The 20318-nt window shown below is 66.5% G+C and carries 23 protein-coding genes, 1 other RNA gene and 1 pseudogene; 11 read left to right on the top strand and 14 right to left on the bottom strand.

Annotation, left to right across the window (positions count from 1 at the left end; translation table 11 throughout):
• Positions 1-12: 12 nt before the first annotated feature.
• A complete protein-coding gene (locus DMP03_RS03585; RefSeq protein ID WP_152119338.1) occupies positions 13-441 on the top strand; it encodes a hypothetical protein in 429 nt (142 codons plus the stop codon).
• Here DMP03_RS03585 and DMP03_RS03580 read toward each other — a convergent pair whose 3' ends face one another.
• Both DMP03_RS03580 and DMP03_RS03575 read right to left on the bottom strand, forming a co-directional pair.
• Positions 442-1554 (bottom strand): glycosyltransferase, encoded by a 1113-nt coding sequence (locus DMP03_RS03580; RefSeq protein ID WP_152119337.1) that lies wholly within the window; start codon positions 1552-1554, stop codon positions 442-444.
• Positions 1551-2564 carry a glycosyltransferase family 4 protein gene (locus DMP03_RS03575; protein ID WP_152119514.1) on the bottom strand — a complete coding sequence of 338 codons (1014 nt, stop codon included), beginning with the start codon at positions 2562-2564 and terminating at the stop codon, positions 1551-1553. The genes DMP03_RS03580 and DMP03_RS03575 overlap by 4 nt, the downstream gene beginning before the upstream one ends.
• Before the next feature lie 86 nt (positions 2565-2650).
• Between DMP03_RS03575 and DMP03_RS03570 the strand changes: the two genes are divergently transcribed.
• From DMP03_RS03570 to ffs, 4 genes are all read left to right on the top strand, one after another.
• Positions 2651-2929 carry a ribonuclease P protein component 4 gene (locus tag DMP03_RS03570; protein ID WP_152119336.1) on the top strand — a complete coding sequence of 93 codons (279 nt, stop codon included), beginning with the start codon at positions 2651-2653 and terminating at the stop codon, positions 2927-2929.
• Between the two features lie 44 nt (positions 2930-2973).
• A complete protein-coding gene (locus DMP03_RS03565) occupies positions 2974-3216 on the top strand; it encodes a YhbY family RNA-binding protein (protein WP_152119335.1) in 243 nt (80 codons plus the stop codon).
• Positions 3216-4142 (top strand): mechanosensitive ion channel family protein, encoded by a 927-nt coding sequence (locus DMP03_RS03560; RefSeq protein WP_152119334.1) that lies wholly within the window; start codon positions 3216-3218, stop codon positions 4140-4142. Before DMP03_RS03565 ends, DMP03_RS03560 begins: the two co-directional genes overlap by 1 nt.
• 40 nt (positions 4143-4182) lie before the next feature.
• An RNA gene (ffs, locus tag DMP03_RS03555) (signal recognition particle sRNA) lies at positions 4183-4496 on the top strand.
• A gap of 25 nt (positions 4497-4521) precedes the next feature.
• Here the strand turns inward: ffs and DMP03_RS03550 are convergent.
• Positions 4522-4956: a DUF7548 family protein gene (locus tag DMP03_RS03550; RefSeq protein ID WP_152119333.1), complete on the bottom strand. Its 435-nt coding sequence runs from the start codon at positions 4954-4956 to the stop codon at positions 4522-4524.
• 82 nt (positions 4957-5038) lie between these two features.
• Here DMP03_RS03550 and DMP03_RS03545 point away from each other — a divergent pair, with 82 nt between their 5' ends.
• Together DMP03_RS03545 and DMP03_RS03540 are read left to right on the top strand one after the other, a co-directional pair.
• Complete coding sequence (locus DMP03_RS03545) at positions 5039-5353, top strand: DUF5798 family protein (protein ID WP_152119332.1); 315 nt, start codon at positions 5039-5041, stop codon at positions 5351-5353.
• Positions 5354-5396: 43 nt separating this feature from the next.
• Positions 5397-6308, top strand: coding sequence for an alpha/beta fold hydrolase (locus DMP03_RS03540; protein ID WP_152119331.1), 912 nt, complete (start codon positions 5397-5399; stop codon positions 6306-6308).
• On the opposite strand, the gene DMP03_RS03535 is transcribed toward DMP03_RS03540, so the two are convergent.
• The 4 genes from DMP03_RS03535 to DMP03_RS03520 are packed head-to-tail and all read right to left on the bottom strand — an operon-like array spanning position 6305 to position 9110.
• Positions 6305-6883 carry an NUDIX hydrolase gene (locus DMP03_RS03535; RefSeq protein WP_152119330.1) on the bottom strand — a complete coding sequence of 193 codons (579 nt, stop codon included), beginning with the start codon at positions 6881-6883 and terminating at the stop codon, positions 6305-6307. The two genes, DMP03_RS03540 and DMP03_RS03535, sit on opposite strands and share 4 nt — an antisense overlap.
• Before the next feature lie 51 nt (positions 6884-6934).
• Complete coding sequence (locus tag DMP03_RS03530; RefSeq protein ID WP_152119329.1) at positions 6935-7705, bottom strand: ABC transporter permease; 771 nt, start codon at positions 7703-7705, stop codon at positions 6935-6937.
• Positions 7702-8658, bottom strand: a complete 957-nt coding sequence (locus DMP03_RS03525) for an ATP-binding cassette domain-containing protein (protein WP_152119328.1) — start codon at positions 8656-8658, stop codon at positions 7702-7704. The genes DMP03_RS03530 and DMP03_RS03525 overlap by 4 nt, the downstream gene beginning before the upstream one ends.
• Positions 8659-8696: 38 nt before the next feature.
• A complete protein-coding gene (locus tag DMP03_RS03520) occupies positions 8697-9110 on the bottom strand; it encodes an Lrp/AsnC family transcriptional regulator (RefSeq protein ID WP_075936683.1) in 414 nt (137 codons plus the stop codon).
• A gap of 101 nt (positions 9111-9211) precedes the next feature.
• Between DMP03_RS03520 and carA the strand changes: the two genes are divergently transcribed.
• The gene (gene carA / locus DMP03_RS03515; protein ID WP_152119327.1) at positions 9212-10270 is read left to right on the top strand and encodes a glutamine-hydrolyzing carbamoyl-phosphate synthase small subunit; all 1059 of its coding nucleotides are present in this window, start codon (positions 9212-9214) and stop codon (positions 10268-10270) included.
• A gap of 58 nt (positions 10271-10328) precedes the next feature.
• Here the strand turns inward: carA and DMP03_RS03510 are convergent, their stop codons facing one another.
• Both DMP03_RS03510 and DMP03_RS03505 read right to left on the bottom strand, forming a co-directional pair.
• Positions 10329-10784, bottom strand: coding sequence for a hypothetical protein (locus tag DMP03_RS03510; RefSeq protein WP_152119326.1), 456 nt, complete (start codon positions 10782-10784; stop codon positions 10329-10331).
• Positions 10785-10916: 132 nt separating this feature from the next.
• Positions 10917-11939 (bottom strand): helix-turn-helix transcriptional regulator, encoded by a 1023-nt coding sequence (locus DMP03_RS03505; RefSeq protein WP_152119325.1) that lies wholly within the window; start codon positions 11937-11939, stop codon positions 10917-10919.
• 194 nt (positions 11940-12133) lie between these two features.
• On the opposite strand from DMP03_RS03505, the gene DMP03_RS03500 reads away from it, so the two are divergent.
• The 3 genes and pseudogenes from DMP03_RS03500 to DMP03_RS14875 all read left to right on the top strand — a co-directional run.
• On the top strand, positions 12134-13978 hold the full coding sequence (locus tag DMP03_RS03500; protein ID WP_152119324.1) for a hypothetical protein: 1845 nt from the start codon (positions 12134-12136) through the stop codon (positions 13976-13978).
• Positions 13975-14526, top strand: coding sequence for a DUF7345 domain-containing protein (locus DMP03_RS03495; protein WP_152119323.1), 552 nt, complete (start codon positions 13975-13977; stop codon positions 14524-14526). The genes DMP03_RS03500 and DMP03_RS03495 overlap by 4 nt, the downstream gene beginning before the upstream one ends.
• Before the next feature lie 75 nt (positions 14527-14601).
• Positions 14602-14676 (top strand): annotated as a pseudogene (locus DMP03_RS14875) (PGF-CTERM sorting domain-containing protein); the annotation flags it as partial.
• A 20-nt stretch (positions 14677-14696) separates the two neighbouring features.
• Here the strand turns inward: DMP03_RS14875 and carB are convergent.
• From carB to DMP03_RS03465, 5 genes are all read right to left on the bottom strand, one after another.
• Positions 14697-17987 carry a carbamoyl-phosphate synthase large subunit gene (gene carB, locus DMP03_RS03485; RefSeq protein ID WP_152119322.1) on the bottom strand — a complete coding sequence of 1097 codons (3291 nt, stop codon included), beginning with the start codon at positions 17985-17987 and terminating at the stop codon, positions 14697-14699.
• Between the two features lie 131 nt (positions 17988-18118).
• Entirely contained in the window at positions 18119-18346 is a 228-nt protein-coding gene (locus tag DMP03_RS03480; RefSeq protein WP_152119321.1) for a hypothetical protein, read from the bottom strand.
• A 110-nt stretch (positions 18347-18456) separates the two neighbouring features.
• Positions 18457-18987 carry a DUF5815 family protein gene (locus DMP03_RS03475; RefSeq protein WP_152119320.1) on the bottom strand — a complete coding sequence of 177 codons (531 nt, stop codon included), beginning with the start codon at positions 18985-18987 and terminating at the stop codon, positions 18457-18459.
• A 37-nt stretch (positions 18988-19024) separates the two neighbouring features.
• Positions 19025-19858, bottom strand: coding sequence for a hypothetical protein (locus tag DMP03_RS03470; protein WP_152119319.1), 834 nt, complete (start codon positions 19856-19858; stop codon positions 19025-19027).
• Positions 19859-20278, bottom strand: coding sequence for a DUF7124 domain-containing protein (locus DMP03_RS03465; RefSeq protein WP_152119318.1), 420 nt, complete (start codon positions 20276-20278; stop codon positions 19859-19861).
• Between the last annotated feature and the right edge of the window lie 40 nt (positions 20279-20318).

Below are 20318 nucleotides of genomic sequence, written 5' to 3'. Positions count from 1 at the left end.
CAAGGCCGTGGTATGTCCGACGACGAACAGCCCGAGGAGTCCGGCGAAGGAGACGAGGAGAAATCGTTCCGCGAGCGCGTCGAGGAGATTCGCCAACAGCGCGCCGACGAGCGCGAGGAAGGCGACGACGACCGCTCGCGCGAGGAGCGACTCGAAGAGATGATGGGCGGTGACGGTCCCGGCGGCATGGGCGGGAATCCGTTCGCTCAGATGATGGGCGGCATGATGGGCGGCGGCCCGGGCGGTGCAATGGGCGGTGGCGGCGGTCCCGGCGGCATGGGCGGCATGGGTGGCGGTCCCGGAGGTGCACCCGGCGCTGGCGAAGAGAGTGGCGGCTCCTCGAAGGCCGACGAGGAACTCGTTCGCGAGGTCCGGAAGGTTCGCGACGAACTCCACGACATCCGGCGCGAACTGGAGCGTATCGGCGAGGCGCTGGAGTAGCTACCGGACAGAGTCGTAGACGGCGGCCAACGCATCGACGGCCGCGTCGACGCCAACGTTCTCACGACGTGCGAGACACGTATCGCGGAGCGTCTCGCTCGCAGCGAGTGCACGCTCCGTCGCCTGTCGGAACCCGCTGGTGTCGCCGCGTTGGAAGTGATACCCCGTCTCGCCGTCGACGATCGTTTCGGCGAGCGCACCGGCGTCGACGCCGACGACCGGCGTGCCACAGGCGTTCGCCTCCAGCGCGACAAGCCCCTGGGTCTCGACGGGACTCGGGAAGGCGAACACGTCGAGTGACGCGTAGAACGCGGGAAGCTCGTCGCGGTCGAGGAAGCCGAGAAAGCGCACGTCGGCGCCGGTATCGCGAGCACGGCTTTCGAGCGATTCCCGGGCCGGCCCGTCACCGCCGAAGACGACCGTCGCGTCGATGTCGGGGGCGATATCCAAAATCGCGTCGAGTTCCTTCTCGTAGCCGTGGCGACCCGTGTAGCCGACGAGCGGCCCGCTCGGGAGTCCGTGGCGGGCGCGGAACGCGGCTCGCTCGTCCTCCCCGACCGGGCGGAACCGCTCGGTGTCGATACCGTTCGGGACGACCGTGATCGGGGTGTCGACATCGAGGTCACGGAGGTGGTCGCGTGTGGGTTCCGACGGGACGGTGACGGCGTCGGCGCGGTCGAGATACCGGCGCTCGTAGCCCGACGCGATCGAGGCGAGTGAATCCGAGAGGACGCCGGCGGGCAGATACTCGACGTACTCGCTCGTCGGCGTGTGGTAGGAGGCGACGAGGGGCACGTCGTGTCTGCGGGCGTACCGGTAGCCCGCGATGCCGAGCGAGAAGGGCGTGTGCGCGTGGACGATGTCGATGTCGTAGAGACCACGCGGAACGCGCGGCGTGCTGACGTAGAGACCCTCGTAAAACGGGAACGAGAGGCTCTCGACGGGATGCTCGCGAGCCGTCGGCTCGTGGTCGCTGGCTGGGTAGATGACGTGCATTCGGCCCCCGCGTCGCTCCCAGCGGTCGCGCCACGACTCGATGGTGTAGGTCGCCCCGTTCACCGTCGGGAGGTACGTGTCGGTGAAGGCCGCGACGGCCGGGAGGTCGCCGGTCATGCGTCGGTGAGGTCGCGGTACAGTGCGACGAGCTGGTCACCGACAGTGTCGAGGGTAAACCGCTCGGTTTCGGTCCGGGCGTTCTGCCCGATGCGAGCGCGCTCCTCTGGGTCGTCGATGAGGGCACGGAGCGCGGTCTCGAAGCCGGCGACGGAGTCGGCCTTCAGACACGTCTCCCCGTCGTCGAGCCAGTCGTAAGTGTCGATGCCACGGATGACGGGCGGAACGCCGGTCGACATCGCCTCCAACAGCGCCATCCCCTCGTTCTCGTTGTGGGTCGGGAAGTAGAAGATGTCGCCCGCGGCGAACGCGCCGGCGATGTCGTCCACGTAGCCGGTGAAGATGCAGTTGTCCGGCGCACTCTCGACGAGCCGCTTGGACTCGCTCGACTGGAGGAACTGCCCCAAGAAGCCACCGGTCGGATTCAGATAGCCGAACCAGACGAAGTCGGTGTCGGGCATCGCGCGAGCCGTCTCGATGAACGTCTCCAGTCCCTTCCGTTCGAGGACGTGCGCGACGTTGAAGACGACCGGCGGGTCGAGGTCGTATCGGTCGAGATACTCGGCGCGAAGGTCGGGGTCGTCGTAGCCGTCGAGTTTGTTCGGGTCGAACCCGTTGGAGATGACGCGCTTCGGGACGCCGGTGTAGCGGTCGACGACCGCGCGATTGTGCTCGGAGGGACAGACGAGCACGTCCGCCAACCCGTAGGCATACTCCAGATACGGACCCATCGGCTTGGCCAGCACGTTCGAGAAGGCGAAGCTGTCCTCGAAGTCGGCGGCAGTCTGGTGGGTGTGGACCACGACCGGCGTGCCCGCCTGTCGCGCCCGACGCGCGTAATACACCGACCGCGGCCCCATGTTGTTGAGATGGAGGATATCAGCCGACACGTCGGGTGTGGTCGTGTAGGCGATGCCGTGGTCGTCGAGTATCTGTCGTTGGTTTGCCACCGACTGGGCCTGCCCGCCGGTGATGGCCCGCTCCCACTCGAAGTAGTGGCTGACGCGCATCGCCATTTGTCGGAACTGTCCCGGGCGTCGGCTTGAAACTGCCGGAACACCGGAACCGACAAGCCGCGGGCGTCCATTCTCCGGATATGGCAACGCTCGCGGCCGACCGCATTGACCGGCTCTGTGACCTCGCCCGCACGGCCGCACGCGACGGTAACGACGAGCGCGCCCGGTCGTACGTTCGCCGCGCTCGCCGCGTGGCGGAGCGTCACCGACTCGACTTGCCGACGCGACTGAAGCGGTTCTCCTGTGGCGACTGCGACCGGTATCTGATACCCGGGCGCAACGCTCGCGTCCGGACGCGTAACGGCCACGTCACGATTAGGTGTGACTGTGGCTCGCACGCTCGCTATCCGTACCAGTAAGCGCCGGCGGCAAGTTTCAAACCATCCGGCCTTGAAGTCGTGGTATGTCGAAGGACCTGCAAGCGCGCGCACACGACGTCGAGACGACAGTCCGCGTCGGAAAAGGCGGCATCGAATCGGTCGCCGACGAACTCACCTCCCAGCTGCAGGAGCGTGAGCTGGTGAAGGTGAAGTTCCTCCGGTCTGCACGGGGCGGAACGACCACGGAAGAACTGGCCGAGGAGTTGGCCGAGACCGTCGACGCCGAACTCGTCGAGACGCGTGGACACACCGGGGTGTTCCACTGATGTTCCCGCTCCAGCAGGCGACGCCGGACCCCACTGAGGCTCCAGCTGCGGTGGCAAATTTCCTCGCCGAACTTGGCGTTCCCGCGTCTATCGCGAACCCGCTGGGTGCAGTGGTCATCTTCATCGTCGTCTTCGTGGCGGTGTATCTGCTCGGACGACTGCTGGCGCGGCCCTTCACCGACCGTCTGCTCGACCGCCGCGACCTCGACGCCCACGCGAAACGACCGATCAAGAAGCTCGTCGGGGGCGTGGTCGTCTTCATCGCTATCGCGGTGGCCTTCGGGCTGGCCGGCTTCGGGAACTTCCTCCAGTCGCTCGCCACCATCGCGGCGGCCGCGACGCTCGCTATCGGGTTCGCGATGCAGGACGTGCTCGCGAACTTTGTCGCCGGGCTGTTCATCTACACGGACAAGCCGTTCCGCATCGGCGACTGGATCGAGTGGGACGACAACCGCGGTATCGTCGAGGACATCTCGCTGCGCGTCACGCGCGTCCGCACGTTCGACAACGAACTGCTGACCGTGCCGAACAGCCAGCTCACCGACGGCGTCATCAAGAACCCCGTCGCGAAGGACAAGCTCCGCCTCAAGTTCGTCTTCGGTATCGACTACGAGGACGACATCGACAAGGCAACCGAGATTATCATCGACGAGGCCGAAAAGCACCCCGAGATTCTTGACGACCCGGAGCCGTCCGTCCGGCTCACCGAACTCGCCGACTCGTACGTCGGACTCCAGTCGCGCATCTGGATTTCTCAGCCGTCGCGTGCTGACTTCGTCCGCACGCGCGGGGAGTACGTGACAAAGGTGAAACAGGCGTTCGACGACGCCGGCATCTCCATCCCGTATCCACAGCGCGTGGTGTCGGGCCGCGGCAAGGCCGCCGACGCGCTGGCGACCCGTCAGTTGGTCGAGAGCGACGACTGACGGTGAACGAAAGGCCCTTATGGGCCACTGTACTTCTTCCAAGTGGACTAGGTCGGGCGGTTAGGCCCCGCTCGCCACCTGCAGTATGGTCTTCAGCAGGGACCGAAGCCCGGTCGCGTCTGGCCCGCCCAGTGTGGGCCCCGGGAGCCAACGTAGAAACCTCGTCCCACGAGGGCAGCGGTTCGCGTTCCAGCCTCTGCAGGGAGGTATGCGGCGCGATTGACCGCAGGTAATCCGTCAGGCACGGAAGTGAGCAGCGGGCCTGCAGACAGCTGTCGCCCGTGGGGCCGCGGGGTGGAGGAGGCAACCGGGATTCCCCATGCTGGAACGGCCAGGCAACGCCGGGGTCCACCCATTCATTCCGTCATCGACCGCCGAGTCACAACAGTCCGAGCTCGCGCGCGAACCAGCCGCCACACGCAGCGATACCCGTCGTCGCTAAGAACACCAGATAGCGGTGGTACTCGAGGAAGGTCGCCCCGGCCCCACGCACACTGCCGAGCGAGCCGACGAGCGAGGCGGGATCGGGGATAGTGACGGTCCACACGAGCGCGACGAGCGTGGCGAATCCGCCGAAGACAATCGCGACGCCGGCCGCGGTCGGAGGGTCGGTGCGACCCTCCCGCCCGGCGGCGAAGACGACGACGGTGACGAGCGCGAACAGCCCGGCGACCAGGGGCGTCACCGCTCCAGCGTTGTAGTACGTGCCGACCGCCGAGGCCTCGGGGATGAGGAGATACGGCGCGGCGAGCAGTCCGAGCACGACCAGCGCGGCACCGATACCCACCGTGGGCGGCGTGCGAAGAGAGACCATGCGTGAACTCGAACCGGCCGACAGTTAACCGTGCCGAGAGTCGAAGGGAAACAGTCACCACCCTCGCCACACAGGTGACGGTATGGTTGGACTCGGAAACGCGGCAAAGAAGATACAACAGCTCTCTGACCTCGCCGAGAAGCTCTACGCCCGGATGAACGAGGTGCGCGAGAAGGTCGACGAGACACAGGAACGGGTGGACGACACCCACCAGCGCGTCGGCCGGCTCGAACACAAAGTGGACGAACAGCGCGCGCTCATCGAGGCAATCGCCGACGAACACGATATCGACGTGGAGCAGGTCGCGGCGACGGCAGCGATCGAAGAGGCCGAAGGCGACAGCGAGAGCGAGACGACGAGCGGAGAGTCGACGGACGACACGACGAACAGCGAGTAGAGGAGACAGCGGTACTTTTCGGCGTCGCGCCCCAACTGCGGGTATGCGACCCAGAACGCTCGCGCTTGGCGCAGCCGGCGCTGTCGGCGGACTCCTGCTCGGGAACCGAACGCTGCGTGCCGACGAGTTCGAACCACCGCTAGGCCAAGAACAGACCACGTTCCGCTGGCGCGGCTTCGACATCGCCTACACCGAACTCGGCGACCCGGAGAATCGTGACCTCGTCCTGTTGCACGGGCTGAACGCCGCCGGCTCCTCTCACGAGTTCGTCCACGTCGCCGAGACGCTCGCCGAGGAGTACCACGTCATCGCACCCGACCTCCCGGGGTTCGGTGGCTCCGAGCGCCCACCGCTCCTCTACTCGGGGTCGCTGTACACCGCCTTCGTCACGGACTTCCTGCGGGAACAGAGCGACGAGCCGGTCGTGGTCGGCTCCTCGCTCACGGCCGCGTACGCAACCCGCGCCGCGAGTGAGGTTTCGGTCGCGGAGCTGGTGCTCGTCTGTCCGACTCCGACGACGATACCCGGCGAACACCCGTTCGTGCGGTCGCTGTTTCGCTCACCCGTCCTGGGCGAGGGGCTGTACAATCTGCTCACCTCGAAGCCGTCCATCCGGTGGTTTCTCGCGGACCACGGCTTTTCGGACGCCGACGCCGTCACCGACGAGTGGGTCGAGTACGACTGGCAGACGGCCCACCAGCCGAACGCGCGGTTCGCACCGGCGTCGTTTATCGCTGGTTTCCTCGACATCGACGCCGACCTCGGCGTCGAACTGGAGACAGTCGGCGTGCCCGTCACCATCATCTGGGGAAGCGAGGCGGAGATGCCCGAACCGGAGGTCGGGCGGGCGATGGCTGACACTGCCGGGGCGTCGTTCACGAGTATCGACGGGACGGACCTCCTCCCGCACGCAGAACAGCCGACCGCGTTTCTCGACGCGTTCGCGTCGCGTTAGAAGTCGCGCCGCATCGCGATCTCGAACCACGGACACAGTCGGAGCTGACGGTACCAGCGCGGATGCTCGTGGAGCCGCTCGTACGGGACCCACATCGTGCCGGCAATCTCTTCGGGGTCGGGGTCGAGGGTCCGGTCGTCGAGCGTACACTTGAGGACCGCACACACCTCCCACTCGAGCCCCTCTTCGAGGTAGTAACGCTTGTACTCGAACCTGTCCGTCACGCGGAGGTCGTCGTACTGGTCGGGGGTGACCCCGAGTTCCTCTTCGAGCCGCTGTCGGGTGGCTTCCTTCTGCGTCTGGCCCTGGACCGGGTGGGAGGCGACGGTGCCGTCCCAGTGGGTGTCCCAGAGCCGCTTACCCGGCGCGCGCTGGCCGAGCAGGACGTGGCCGTCGCCGTCGAAGACGAGACAGGTGAACGCGCGGTGGCGAATCCCGTCGCCGGTGTGGGCATCAAGTCGGTTGACGAGTCGCTCCTCGTTGTCGTCGGCGTCGACCGCGATGACGTCCTGGCCGGCGTTCTCGTGGGCGGCGTCTTCGTTGACCGCGCCGGTCGGGTCGGAGTCCGTACTCATACGCGTGGGGACGGCAACAGCGGTTAATTACCCTTCGACTGCCCACGGCGTTCAGACGGACTCGACGCGACCGAACAGCCACGCGCCGACGGCGACCATCACGGCGGCCGACACACCGAGCGCGAGTACATCAAGGGCGAGCGGATACGTCGAGGCTCCGACGAGTGCACCACGGAGCGCGTCGACGCCGTAGGTGAGGGGGTTCACGCGGCCGAGATACTGCGCCACGGCGGGCAGTTCGCTCAGCGGAAACAGCGCCCCCGAGAGGAAGAAAATCGGGAAGACGATGAACTGGATGAGCAGTCCGAATCCCTGCGTGTCGGAAAACTGCGAGGCGAGCGCGACGCCGAAGCCGACGAACGTCACCGCGAGCAACAGCAGGACGACGGCGACGACGGGCAATAACAGCGGGTTCGCCACCCGGAAGCCGAGCGGAATCGCGATGAGGAAGACGAGCGACCCCTGAATCAGCGCCGTCGTCGCGCCGCCGGCGATCCAGCCGAGGACGATGGAGGTACGGCTCACCGGCGCGACCAGAATCTCCTTCAGGAAGCCCGTGTCCTGTGCGCCGAGGATGGCGAGTCCGGCAAAGGAGGCACCAAACAGCATGGTGAATCCGACGATGCCGGGGACGAGATACTGGATATACTCGACGCCCGCCGGAATCCCCGGGAGGGCCGCGTCGCTGAACCCCGTCCCGAGGAAGACCAGAAACATCAGCGGGAAGACGAGTGTCCCGGCTACCTGCGAGGGCGTTCGGACGAACCGCTTCACGTCGCGCAGCCATAGCGCGTACACGGCCTGTGGGTCGAGGAGACTCACTGTTTTCCCTCTGCTGCGGCCTCGGCAATCGTGTTCCCGGTCAATGCGAGGAAGACGGTTTCCAGGCTCGGCCGGTGGACCTCGACCGCCGTGATGGTGACCCCGGTCTCGTCTGCCAACCGCACCACGTCCGGGACGCGCGTCCGGTCGCCCGCGAGCGCGACCTGTACGCCCGCGTCCGTGGCGGTGACGGATTCGACCCACGGCGTGTCCTCGAGTCGGGCTGTGAGTGTCACCACGTCGCCCTCCAGCCCGAGTTCGAGCATGTCACCTCCCTGCTGAGCCTTCAGCGTCGTCGGGGTGTCGAGTGCGATGACGTTTCCGTCGTCGACGATGGCGACCCGGTCACAGAGGTGGTCGGCCTCCTCCATGTAGTGGGTCGTCAAGACAACGGTGACGCCGCGCTCGTCGTTCATGCGCTCGATGTAGCGCCACGTCGCGCGTCTGGTCTGTGCATCGAGCCCGAGCGTCGGTTCGTCTAAGAACAGCACCTCCGGCTCGTGAATCAGCCCGCGGGCGATTTCGAGGCGGCGTTTCATCCCGCCTGAGTACTCCCCGACGGGGTCGTCAGCCACGTCGGCGAGTTCGACGAGATCGAGCAGGTCACCGATGCGCTCGCGGCGCTCTTCCCGGGAAAGCCCGTACATCCGGGCGTGAAATGCCAGATTCTCCGCCGCGGTTAGCTCCTCGTCCAACGCCGGCTCCTGGAACACGACGCCGATGCTGTCACGGACCGCGTCGCGCTCGCTTCGAATGTCGTAGCCGTTCACGGTCGCCTCCCCGTCGGTCGGCGTCGAAAGGGTGCACAACATGCCGATGAGCGTCGACTTGCCGGCACCGTTCGGTCCCAGCATGCCGAACACCTCCCCCGATTCCACGGTGACGGAGAGGTCGTCGACGGCCACGGTCTCGCCGTAGCGCTTACTCAACCCCGTCGTTCGTATCGCACTCATGACTGACTGAACGTTCAGTACCCGATTAACGGTGTCGGTCAGCCGAGCCGTTCGTTGAGGATGAGCCGCGTCTTCGTCGAGACCACGTCGTCGAGTTCCCGCGCCTTGGTGATGAGTTGGTTCAAGGCGCTGGTGTCGGTCGCGTCGACGACGAGGACGATATCCTCGTCGCCTGACACCTGCCAGACGTAATCGACGGCGTCCCAGTCGGCCATCGACTCCGAGACGGCGCGGGTGTCCACGTCGACGGCGACCCCGACCTCGACCATCGCCTTCACGTTGCCCGTTCGGGTGGCGACGGTGAATCGCTCGATAGCGCCCTCTTCCAGCATACGCTCGACGCGGTTGCGGACCGTCCCCTCGGAGGTGCCGACCCGCTCTGCAATCTCGGTGTAGGGCGTGCGTGCGTCTCGCCGCAGGATGTTCAGTATCGACCGGTCGAGGTCGTCCATTGAGGTGTGAGAGTTCGACCGGCAACACTTGATGGTTGCGAATTTCGTAGCTTCGCTTCGAACCGAACGATTAACAACGGTGCGAGAGTACGAGTCTCGTAATGGAAACGGCATACGTCGCACTGGAGAGCGGCCGTGTGGTGGAAGCCCGCAGCCGCGCACCGGGGACCACCCGCGGAGAGCTCGTCTTCACGACCGCCTACACCGGCTACGAGGAGTCGCTGACCGACCCCTCCTACGAGGAGCAGGTGCTCACCTTCTCGTACCCGCTCATCGGGAACTACGGCGTCCGCGAGGAGCGGTTCGAGTCCGACCGCGTCCACCCGCGTGCGGTCGTCGCGCGCGAACTCACCGACGACGTGGCCGAGTGGCTCACCGAGGAGGACGTGCCAGCAATCGACCACCTCGACACCCGCGACCTCGTCACCGGAATCCGCGAGGAGGGGGCGATGAAGTGTGGTATCGCCGCCGGACCTGACGCCACCGAGGCGGCCGCCCGCGAGGAGCTGTCGGCGTGCAAGGGGATGAGCGAACACACCGACATCGGCCAACAGGTCTCCGTCGCAAAGCGACACACGCACAATCCGAACGGAGACGGCCCTCACGTCGCGCTGGTCGACTGTGGCGCGAAAGGCTCCATCACGTCCTCGCTCGTGGAGCGTGACGCCGTCGTCGACGTGCTCCCGTACGACGCGACCGCCGCCGACGTGGAGCATCTCGACCCCGACATCCTGTTCATCTCGAACGGGCCGGGCGACCCGGAGAACTTCACCGCCGCCCACGCGCTCGTCGAGGAGTTCGTCGGCGAGGTGCCACTCGCGGGCATCTGTCTCGGCCAGCAGGTCATCGCGGGCGCGCTCGACGGCGAGACCGAGAAGATGGACTTCGGTCACCGCGGCGTCAATCAGCCGGTGCGTGACCTCCGGTCCGGACGCGTCGTCATGACGACCCAGAATCACGGCTACACCGTCTCCGAACCCGGCCAGCTCGAAGTGACGCAGGTGAACGTCAACGACGACACCCCCGAGGGGCTGGAGAGTGACGAGCTCGACGTGCTCACCCGCCAGTACCACCCCGAGGCGAATCCCGGTCCGAACGACTCGCTGGACTTCTTCGACGACGTGCTCGCGCTCGCCAAGGACGCCGAGCTGGCGGCGTAATCACTGTCGTCGGTCAGCACACGGAACGCGACGCAGGAAATCGCTTCTCAGGGGGCCGTTACTGAATCGAAAGCGTGCCCGTCGCCGACTGCTCGTCGTTGAGCGTCAGGTCGACCTCGTACTCGCCCGCCTCGTCGGGATTGTCGACGGCGGGGTACTCGACGACGACGACGTCTCCCTGCTGGAGTTCGTACCCGGTGTCGAGACCGATGTTGAACGAGTACGCGTTGTTGTTTGCACCGCTCACGTTCGATTCGTCGAACGACTCGTTGACGGTCCCATCGCCCGTCGTGTCGACGCCGAGCGACAGCTCCTCGTGTTGTGCCGACTGAAGCGTAAAGTGCTCGCGCGGATACTCGGCCGCGATCGAGGTCCACTCGGAGCCGGCGACGCTCTCACCGACGGTCATCCGTAGGGACTGACGGGAAGTCACACCGGCAGAGGGGTCCTCCGCGGCGACCGTCTCGTTTCCGCCGCCGCCGGGGCTCTCGCTGGTTCCGGAGCAACCCGCCACCGCTGCGGTCGCTGCCGCGGTCGCCGTAATGACGATTTCCGTCAATTCATACGCCACCGTTTCATAACGGGCGACACAAAAGGTCGGTGGGGGAGACATCGAGTGCGTCGCGACCGGCCGGCAGAGTCGCGGTCACTCCGTCTTGGAGAGCGAGACGACGTTCTCGCGTCCGATGCGAAGCTTCTCGACCCGCCCGTCGTCGGCCAGCTGCGAGACCACGCGAGAGGTCTTCGAGGCCGACCACTCGAACGCCTCCGCGATGTCTCCCTGTTTCAGCCGGCCGCCGTTGTCCGCGAGCAGTTGCTCGACCCGCTCACCGTCCGTGAGGGTCGGGTCCGACGCTGCCGTCGTCGTTTCCGCCCCGTTCGGTACTGGACCGGAACCGGGACCAGCGTCCGGCCGATCGGTCCCCGGCGGCTCGGCCCCAGTACTCCCGTCCCGACCGCGGTACAGATACACGCCGAGCGCTGCGGCGACGAGAGCGAGCAGACCGCCCAGCGCTGCGAGCGGTAGCCCGCCACCGCCGTCCGCCGTCCCCGTCGTCGTTTCCGCTGGGGCCGGTTCGAGCCGGAGCGCCGGGCGACCGTCACTGAAATCGCGCTGGCCACGCCACCGAACCGTGTCGCCGTCGCGGCTGTCGGGGGTCGGCTCGACCTCCGCGAGCGTGTACTCCGGCGGCGTCGTAACGACGAGCGTGTCGTTCTCGGCGATGAAGAAGCCCCCCGCGAACACGTCACCGACGGCGAGGACGTCCCGGTCGGCGGCTGCAAACTGCGTCCACGTGAACGAGTAGGTGACGACTCCCCACCGACGGGGGAGTTGGCGGATGTCCGTCGCGGCCGTGACGTTCCGTGCGCGCATCTCCCGGTCGGTCGCGGTCGCGCTCGACGCGACGACACCCTCGATGCGGGTTCGGAACGGCGAGACGTACTCGGAGGTGTTGGCTCTGAACCGCGACTGGAACTCCTCGTACGCGCGCAGCTCCTCTTCGGTTTCGAGCCGCGTTCGAACAGTGACCGTCCACTCGGCGTCGCCGTCCGGCTGGACCGCGATGCGCGTGACGGTGTTGTCGGCATCGGGCGTCTGCTGGACGCCCCCGACGACGATGGTGCTGGCCACGAGCAGCAGGGTTGCCACGACGACCAGCCGTCTCATAGCCGAGCTACTAACGTCCGAGATAAATATCTTGAGACGTGTGCAAGCAATTGAAATTCAGTTGATATATTTGGGAAATCAACACCGGGCGACGGGGTACAACCGTCTGCAAACGTCTGCAAACGTTCGAAATCGACCGCAAACTACCGCCAGCGTCGACCCGGTTGATATGGGTAGCGCTACTTGGGGGAGATATGGTTCGCAAACTGACCGCGACACTGTTCGCGATGCTCATGCTCACCGCAGGGGCCGCGGGCGGTGTGGGGGCAGTGACCCCGTCGGACGCATCGACCACAGACCAACTGACCGAGCTGCAACAGGACGACAACAGCAGCGTCAACGTCACGACCGGCCAGCAGCTCTCGACCGTGCTGGCGGTGACGAGCGACGACGTACAGAGCGAGGTCGAAGAGACCGAATTCGAGGTGGAGTACGACAACGCGAGCGAGGAGGCGCGTGCACGAGCGCTCGCTAACCGAGCAGCCGCGCTCGAAGAGCGGACAAACCGCATCACCGACGCCTACGAGACAGCCACCGAGGCCTACGAGGACGGCGAGTTGACGAAATCCGAGTACGCACAGCGCATCGCGACGCTGAACTCTCGAGCGTCGAACCTGCTCGCCTCCTACGACGCACTGTCGGAGCGCTCGAACGCGTTCTCGGCGCTTGAACTCCGCGCGGCGGGGTTCAACGAGTCGGCGCTCGACGGCGCGGTCGATAGCCTCGACAGCGTCAGCGGCACGGGCGCGTCGGCGCTGCTCCAGCAGTTCACCGGCGAGCGCGAGGGCGAAGTCGAAATCGAGTCGGCGAACGGACTCACCATTGAGGTGGAAAGCGAGGACGGCGAACAGTCGCGTGAGCTCAATCGTCCGGGCGACGAGTCCGCGAACCTGACCGTCAACCAGAGCACAGCACTCGATACCGCACGCGACGCGCTCCCGACGGTCGAGAAGCAGTGGCGGCTCGTGAACAGCCGGATCGACAGCGAGGACGGCAACTACGAGTTCCGCTTCCACGTGAACACGAACACGACCGTCGGACAGGCCAGCGCGACCGTCGACGGCTCCGCGGGCACGGTCGTGGAACTGGAATCGACCACGCGACAGAAGGGTCCGGCCAACGCGGACGAGGCGAGCGAGAACAACCCCGGACGCGGCCCGCCGGAGGAAGCCGGCGAACGCGGTGACGACGAAGACGACACCGAACAAGAAGACGAAGAGCGTGAACTCGCACTCGTCGTCGCCGAGGGCGACATCGCACCGAACAGCACCATCACCGTCCGCGCGCTCGCAGACGGCGAGGCGGCGTCGAACGTGACGGTGACGCTCAACGGTGAGCCGGTCGGCACGACCGGTGCGGACGGCACCGTGTCGGTGACGCTGCCCGAGAGCGGCGAGGTCGAACTCGAAGCCGGCGAGGGTGAACTCGAGTTCGAACTCGGCGAGGACGACGACGAGGTGTACCGGAACCTGACTGCGGACGCGACGCTCGAGGGTGACACGGTCACCGCGACGGTCCAGTACGAAGGGAGCGGTGTGGCCGGCGCGTCCGTCTACGCGAACGACGAGCAGGTCGGCACGACCGACGCGAACGGGACCGTCTCGTTCGCCGTTCCGAACGGTACGGAGTCGTTCGAAGTGGAAATCGTGAAAGGCGAGTTCGAGGCGGAGTTCGAGTACGAACTCACCGACGGGACGCTCTCGATGACGGAGAGTCCACACGCCGGTGACAACGGTGACCGTGGCCGTAGCGACGAGGCCCCCGGTCACAGCGACGACGACGCAGACGACGAGGGTGACGAGGACGACCGCGGTGAAGGCGACGATAATCGAAGCGAGCGCGCGCCGGAGCGCGATGACGACGACGGTGAGCGCGGCCCGCCGGACCACGCGAACGCCGGCGATGAAGACGAAGCGGACGACGAAGCCGAGACCGAGGAAGATGACGACGAAGACGACGATGACGATGACAAGGCGGACGAAGACGACGACGAAGTGGACGACGAGGAGACGGACACGGCGAGCCAGACGGAACAGTGAACCGTGACACCACAGTCGGAACGGCACTACGGCGAGCCGGTATCGCCGCGCTGGTCATCGCAGTCGTCGCGAGCGGAGCCGGTACCGCGACAGCGGCTGATTCACACCCCGGTGAGGCGTTCGTCGTCGACCTCGCGGCCGACGGCGACGCCGAGGTGACCCTCCGGCTGACGTTCGACCTGACGACCGACAGCGAGCGCGAGGCGTTCGAGACGCTGCGGGCAAACCAGACGAACGTAAACGAGATGCGTGACTCGTTCGCGAGCCGGCTCGACGGCGTCGCGTCGTCGGCCGCAGCGGAGACGGGTCGACAGATGGAGATAACGGACCCGACCGCGACCGTGCGGACGGAGTCGGACACCGGCGTGGTCGAACTCTCCGCGACGTGGACGAATCTCGCGGCGGTCGACGGCGAGCAGTTGACGCTCGCAGAGCCGTTCGCCAGCGACTACAGTCCCGACCGACAGTTCGTCGTCACGGCACCCGACGGCTACCGGCTGTCGGCGATGCCGACCCCTGACGCTGACGTGGCCGGTACCCTCCGCTAGAGTGCGAACACGTCACTCGACGGACTCGAGGTCACGGCGAGTCCGAGCGGTCCGGATGGAACGACCGCCGCCGGACAGCCCGGCTTCACCGCCGTCGGTGCGGTGGCCGGACTCCTCGGCGCCGGACTGCTCGCGCGGCGAGCGAACTGAGACTCAGCCCCAGGCTACGGTCACAACGTCCCCCAATCGCGACGCTCTGTCGGACGCTCCGACAGGGCGAGCACGTCGAGCGGTTCGTCTTTCGTCTCGATGGCTTCCATCGCGGCGCGGGTGCTCGGCACCGTGGAGAAGTACGTAATCTCTTCTTCGACCGCAGTTTCGAGCAGGTCGCGGTCGCGCGAGCAGATCAAATCGAGTTCGCCGCGCTGGACCGCACTCGCGAGGTCGTCGTAGTCGTCGGGCGTAGTCACCTCGAAGTTGCGGACGAGACGCTCCTCGATGTCCGAGAGGTCTTCGTTCTTCTGTGAGAGGCCGCGCAGCGTCTCGATGTCGAGCAGCGCGGTCCCCTCGGTCGGAATCGGCTTGCCGGTGGCGTCCTGCGCCTTCAGATACGCCTTGCCGAACGAGCGGGCGGTTCCCATCACTTCGCCGGTGGACTTCATCTCGGGACCGAGACGCGGGTCAGAGCCGGGCAGGCGGTCGAACGGCAGGACGACCTCCTTCACGGAGACGTGTTCCGGCACCTGCTCGTGGACGCCGAGGTCGGCGAGCGACGCTCCGGCCATCACCTTCGCCGCCAGCTTCGCAATCGGGACGCCGGTCGCCTTCGAGACGAACGGGACCGTACGCGAGGAGCGCGGGTTCGCCTCAAGCACGTACACCTCGCCGTCGCGGACCGCGAGCTGGACGTTCAGCAGGCCGACGGTGTCGAGCGCGGTTGCGATGTCTTCGGTCACTTCGCGCACGCGCTCAAGGGTCTCGGCCGACAGGGAACGGGGCGGAATCATGCACGCGGAGTCGCCAGAGTGGACACCCGCAGCTTCGACGTGCTCCATCACGCCGCCGATGAGCACGTCCTCGCCGTCGGCGACCGCGTCGACATCGAGTTCCACAGCGTCGGCGAGGAACTCGTCGACGAGAATCGGCTTGTCCGGGGAGACGCGCACCGCCTCTTCGATGTACTCCTTCAGCTCCGCGTCGGAGTAGACCACGTCCATCGCGCGGCCGCCGAGCACGTACGACGGGCGCACGAGCACCGGGTAGCCGAGGTCGTCGGCGAGGTCCAAGGCTTCGTCCTCGGAGGTCGCCGTGCCGCCTTCCGGCTGTGCGATGCCCATCTCGTCCATCAGGACGTTGAAGCGGTCGCGGTCCTCCGCGAGGTCCATCGCCTCGGTGCTCGTGCCGAGAATCTCACAGTCGAGACCGCGGCGGTCGAGTTCGCGTTCGAGCGGCTCGCCGACGTTCACGGAGGTCTGACCGCCAAACTGCACCATCACGCCGTCGGCGTTCGTCGCCTCCACGGCGTCGGCGACCTCTTCTGCCGTGACCGGCTCGAAGAACAGTCCGTCGGAGGTGTCGTAGTCAGTCGACACCGTCTCTGGATTGTTGTTGACGACGTGGGCATCGAGTCCCTGCTCGCGGAGGGCACGCACCGCGTGCACGGCACAGTAGTCGAACTCGACACCCTGCCCGATGCGAATCGGACCGCCGCCGACCACGACGACGCTCTCGGCGTCGGTGTCGACTTTCACCTCGTCGCGGGCGATTTCCGAGAGCGGCTCGCGCGCCGAGTAGTAGTACGGCGTCGAGGCAGCGAACTCGCCGGCGCAGGTGTCCACCTGCTTGAAGCGGCGGTCGATCGCCGTCTCCTCGACGGTCTCGACCTTCGCGCCGGCACCGGCACCGTCGGCCGCCACCTCGTCCGGCTCGTCGCCGGTCTCGACGTGGAGGGCCGCCGGTAGCCACGAGGCGTGGGTGTCGTTGAACTCTCCGCCGGCCAGCGCCGTCGCCTCCTGGTTCGTGAAGCCGATGGCGGTCGCGGCGTCGGTGTCGCCTTCCATCGCCTGCTTCGCCGCTGTTGTGACGTTGCCGAAGCGCTCGACGTACCACTCGTGGATGTCGGTCAGCTCGACGAGTTCGTCGGTGTCGTAGCCGCGATAGAACGCCTCGAACAGCGCGTACGGACGGTCTGGCGTCGGCTTGGTCAGATACTCGGCTTCGAGCGTCTCGTCATCGACGGTCGCGAAATCGACCGCCGGGTCGTACTCCGAGGAGCGCAACGCCTTCAGCAGCGACTCCTCGAAGGTGCGGCCGATGGACATCGCCTCGCCGGTCGATTTCATCGCCGTCGACAGCTCGAACTCCACGTCGCCGAACTTGTCGATGGGCCAGCGGGGCACCTTCGTGACGACGTAATCGATCGCCGGCTCGAAGGCGGCGGTCGTCTCGCCGGTGATCTCGTTGTCGATTTCGTGGAGGCGCTTCCCGAGCGCGACCTTCGCGGTGACGCGGGCAATCGGGTAGCCGGTCGCCTTCGATGCGAGCGCGGACGAACGGGAGACGCGGGGGTTCACCTCGACGACGCGGTACTCGCCACCGGGGGTGCCGTCGTCGTGCCACGCGAACTGGATGTTACAGCCGCCCTGAATCCCGAGCTCGCGGATGACGCCGAGCGCGGCGTCGCGCATCTCCTGGTGGCCCTCGTCGGGGATGACCTGCGAGGGCGTGACGACCGTCGACTCCCCGGTGTGGATACCCATCGGGTCGATGTTCTCCATGTTGCAGATGATGATACACGAGTCGTCGGCGTCGCGCATCACCTCGTACTCCAGTTCTACCCATCCCGAGATGGACTCGGTGATGAGCACCTCGGAGTTGCGAGAGAGACGCAGTCCCTTGCGAACGCGCTCGTACAGCTCGTCGATGTCGTCGACGACGCCGGAGCCGGAGCCGCCGAGGGTGTAGGTGGTGCGGGAGATGACCGGTAGCCCGCCGACGGCTTCGACCGCCTCGTCGACGCGGTCTTGGAGGCCCTCGGTCGTGAGGTCGGTGACGGACTCGCCCTCGTCCATCTCGATGGTCGTCGACTGCGGGACCGGCTGGCCGATGGCCTCCATGCGCTGGCGGAAGAGGTCGCGGTCTTCCGTCGCGTAGATGGTGTCGAGCGGCGTGCCCATGACCTCCACATCGTACTCGTCGAGGACGCCCTCCTCGGCGAGTTCGGCGGTGACGTTCAGCCCGGTCTGGCCGCCGAGCCCCGCGATGACGCCGTCGGGCTGTTCGGTCGCGATGATCTCCGAGATGGCGTCGACGGTGATGGGTTCGACGTACACCTTATCTGCCATCTCGGAGTCGGTCATGATGGTGGCCGGATTCGAGTTGACGAGGACGACCCGCGCGCCCTCCTCCTGGAGTGCGCGACACGCCTGCGCACCGGAGTAGTCGAACTCGGCGGCCTGTCCAATCTGGATCGGTCCACTGCCGATGAGGAGGATGGTCCTGTCCTCGGTCTCGTCGCTCATTACGACGAGGGAGTTCGTACATCGTAATAAGCCCGGCGAAGTACTACGAAATTCGCAATCACATTCCGCGTTTCGTACTCGAAAAGCGCGAGACCCCCGGCTCTCGGTCACTGCGGGGACAAAAACGACACTCAGCAGTTGGTGAACCGGTAGCGGTACGGCTGGTCGCGGACGACCTCGACTCCCGCATCGCGTTGGGCCTCTCGACCGAGCACGGTCGCCACGCGGTGGGCGCTGTCGAACTCCTCGCCGTTGGCCTCCAGTAACGCGAGGATCTCCTTTGCCGTCAGCGGCTCGTCGGCGTCGCTCTCGGCGACGATACAGCGAATCTGGTCGAACTCACCCCGGCGTATGCGCATGTGTGCACATCACACGCTAACGGCTTATACCCCTGTCAGACAGGCGTCTGACGACCGTTACGTGAAATCCGGAGACGAAACGGGCACGGACTGTCTGTCGGCGTCGGACGCTACGCGGGCGAGTCGTGCTCGCTTGCGAACTCGCGGTCCCGGCGATACGCCTCCACGAACGCGTCCACGTCGAACTCGTGCATCTGGTCTTCGAAGTTCGAAATCGCGCTCTCGTCGTCGGCGTGGCTGATAGCGTGTTCCATCAGCTCCACAACGAGTTCGACGACGACGGCGTGGAGCCGCCGGGAGTCGAAGTCGGTGACCCACACCATCGCGTAGCCCACCTCGCCGTCGTCGCTCACGTCGGCGGCGACGACCTTCTCGGGAAACTCCTCTAAGACGACGCCCATCAGGTGCGTCATGGAAAAGGCCGCGCCCGAACTCGTCTCGATTGCGCCACGGAGCACGTCGGCGAGCGACTCCGGCACGAACCGCGAGAGCGGATGCACGTCAACCACGACCGCGTGGGTCGCCCCGCAGTCGCACTCGAACTCACGCAGTCCCATGTCGAGGTCGTAGACGGGCTTGTCCTCGCCACACGGCAGCTCCAACACCTCGCCGCGACCGCCGGGTACGCGTGGCTCAGCCATTGTCCGCGTTCCGACCGCCCGACGTAAAAGCTCTCTCTTACTCCGGCTCCGGGAGGTCGTCCGGGCCGAGCGGCGCGTCGTACGGGTCCGCGTCGTCGTCCTCCGTCTCCTCGTCGGTCGACTCGGCGTCCGGTTCGCCGTCTCGCAAGGCCAGATAGGTCCGCCCGACGACGCCCGCCGAGAGGAGGACAGCCAGCCCGCTTGTCGCACCCATGACGACCACGCCGGCCGTCCCGGGGATGAGCGGGGCGAACGCGCGCGGCGTGGCGTACAGCGCGACGAGCATCAGCCCGACGCTCACCACCTCGAAGCGCCGACCCGAGGTGAGCTCCCACGAGTGCTCGAACGCCGCCAGCGGTCCGGTGTCGTCGATAACGATGCTCGCGTGGACGAACAGCAGCGACACCCCGATGAAGAGACCGGGGAGGATGAACAACACCAGTCCGACGACGGTCAAGAGTCGGACGACCGTTCCGGCGAGGAAGCCGAAGACGAGCGTCCGGCCGATGCGTCGCGGCGCGGCCTGTCGGGGCGACTCGCCCGCGACGACGCGGAGCACGACGATGGTCCCGAACTCGGCGAGCAGCGCGGCGACGAACAGCAGTGCAACGCCCGCACCGTAGGAGATGTCGACGGCGAGTGGTGTCGCGAATTCGGTCAGTTCCGGCAGTTGGCTCCGGTCGATGCCGGCGTCGGCGTAGGCGGCGTATATCGAGTCGAGCAGGTCCTGTTGTTGCGTGATAGCCTGTAGAATCGAGTCGCGCGCCACGAGCGTCGTGACGCCGACCGCCGCGAGGAAGGCCGCGAGCACGGCTCCACCGCGGTCGCGGAGTTCACGGACGGCTTCGGTGAGTGCGGTCGGTCCGTCCATCTACGGCCAGTCGTCGCGGTCGTCGTCACCTTCGCGGGCTTTGCGCGTCGCCTCCGGGTCGCCGAGCTCCCACTCGGCGGCCTCGGCGGCCTGCTCGATAGGGACGAACTCCCAGCCGACCTCGGCAGCTACGTCCTCGTCTTCCCCGGGTGGGGCGATGAGGACGTGGCGGTCGGTATCGAACTGTCGTTTGACGTTCTCCAGCGACTCCGCCTTGCCGCGGGGGCCGGAGAAGAAGTCCTGTCGGATGCGGTTTTTGCGCGTGAAGTTGGTCACCACGTAGGTGGGTTTGTCACTGACGACGCCGACGTACTCACTCCACGTCCGAGCGTCCGCGAACACCGATTCGGGGTCCGCGAGCCGTTTGAGTGCCGACAGCTCGAACGCGAGTGTCATGTCCGTAGAGCCTCCACCTTGCATACCCGGACGCCGGTCCGCGCGAGAGAAAACGCTTCGGTCT

It is taken from the genome of Halosegnis rubeus, assembly GCF_009184545.1.
GTDB lineage: Archaea > Halobacteriota > Halobacteria > Halobacteriales > Haloarculaceae > Halosegnis > Halosegnis rubeus.
This window is presented reverse-complemented; position numbering and strand designations above follow the sequence as displayed.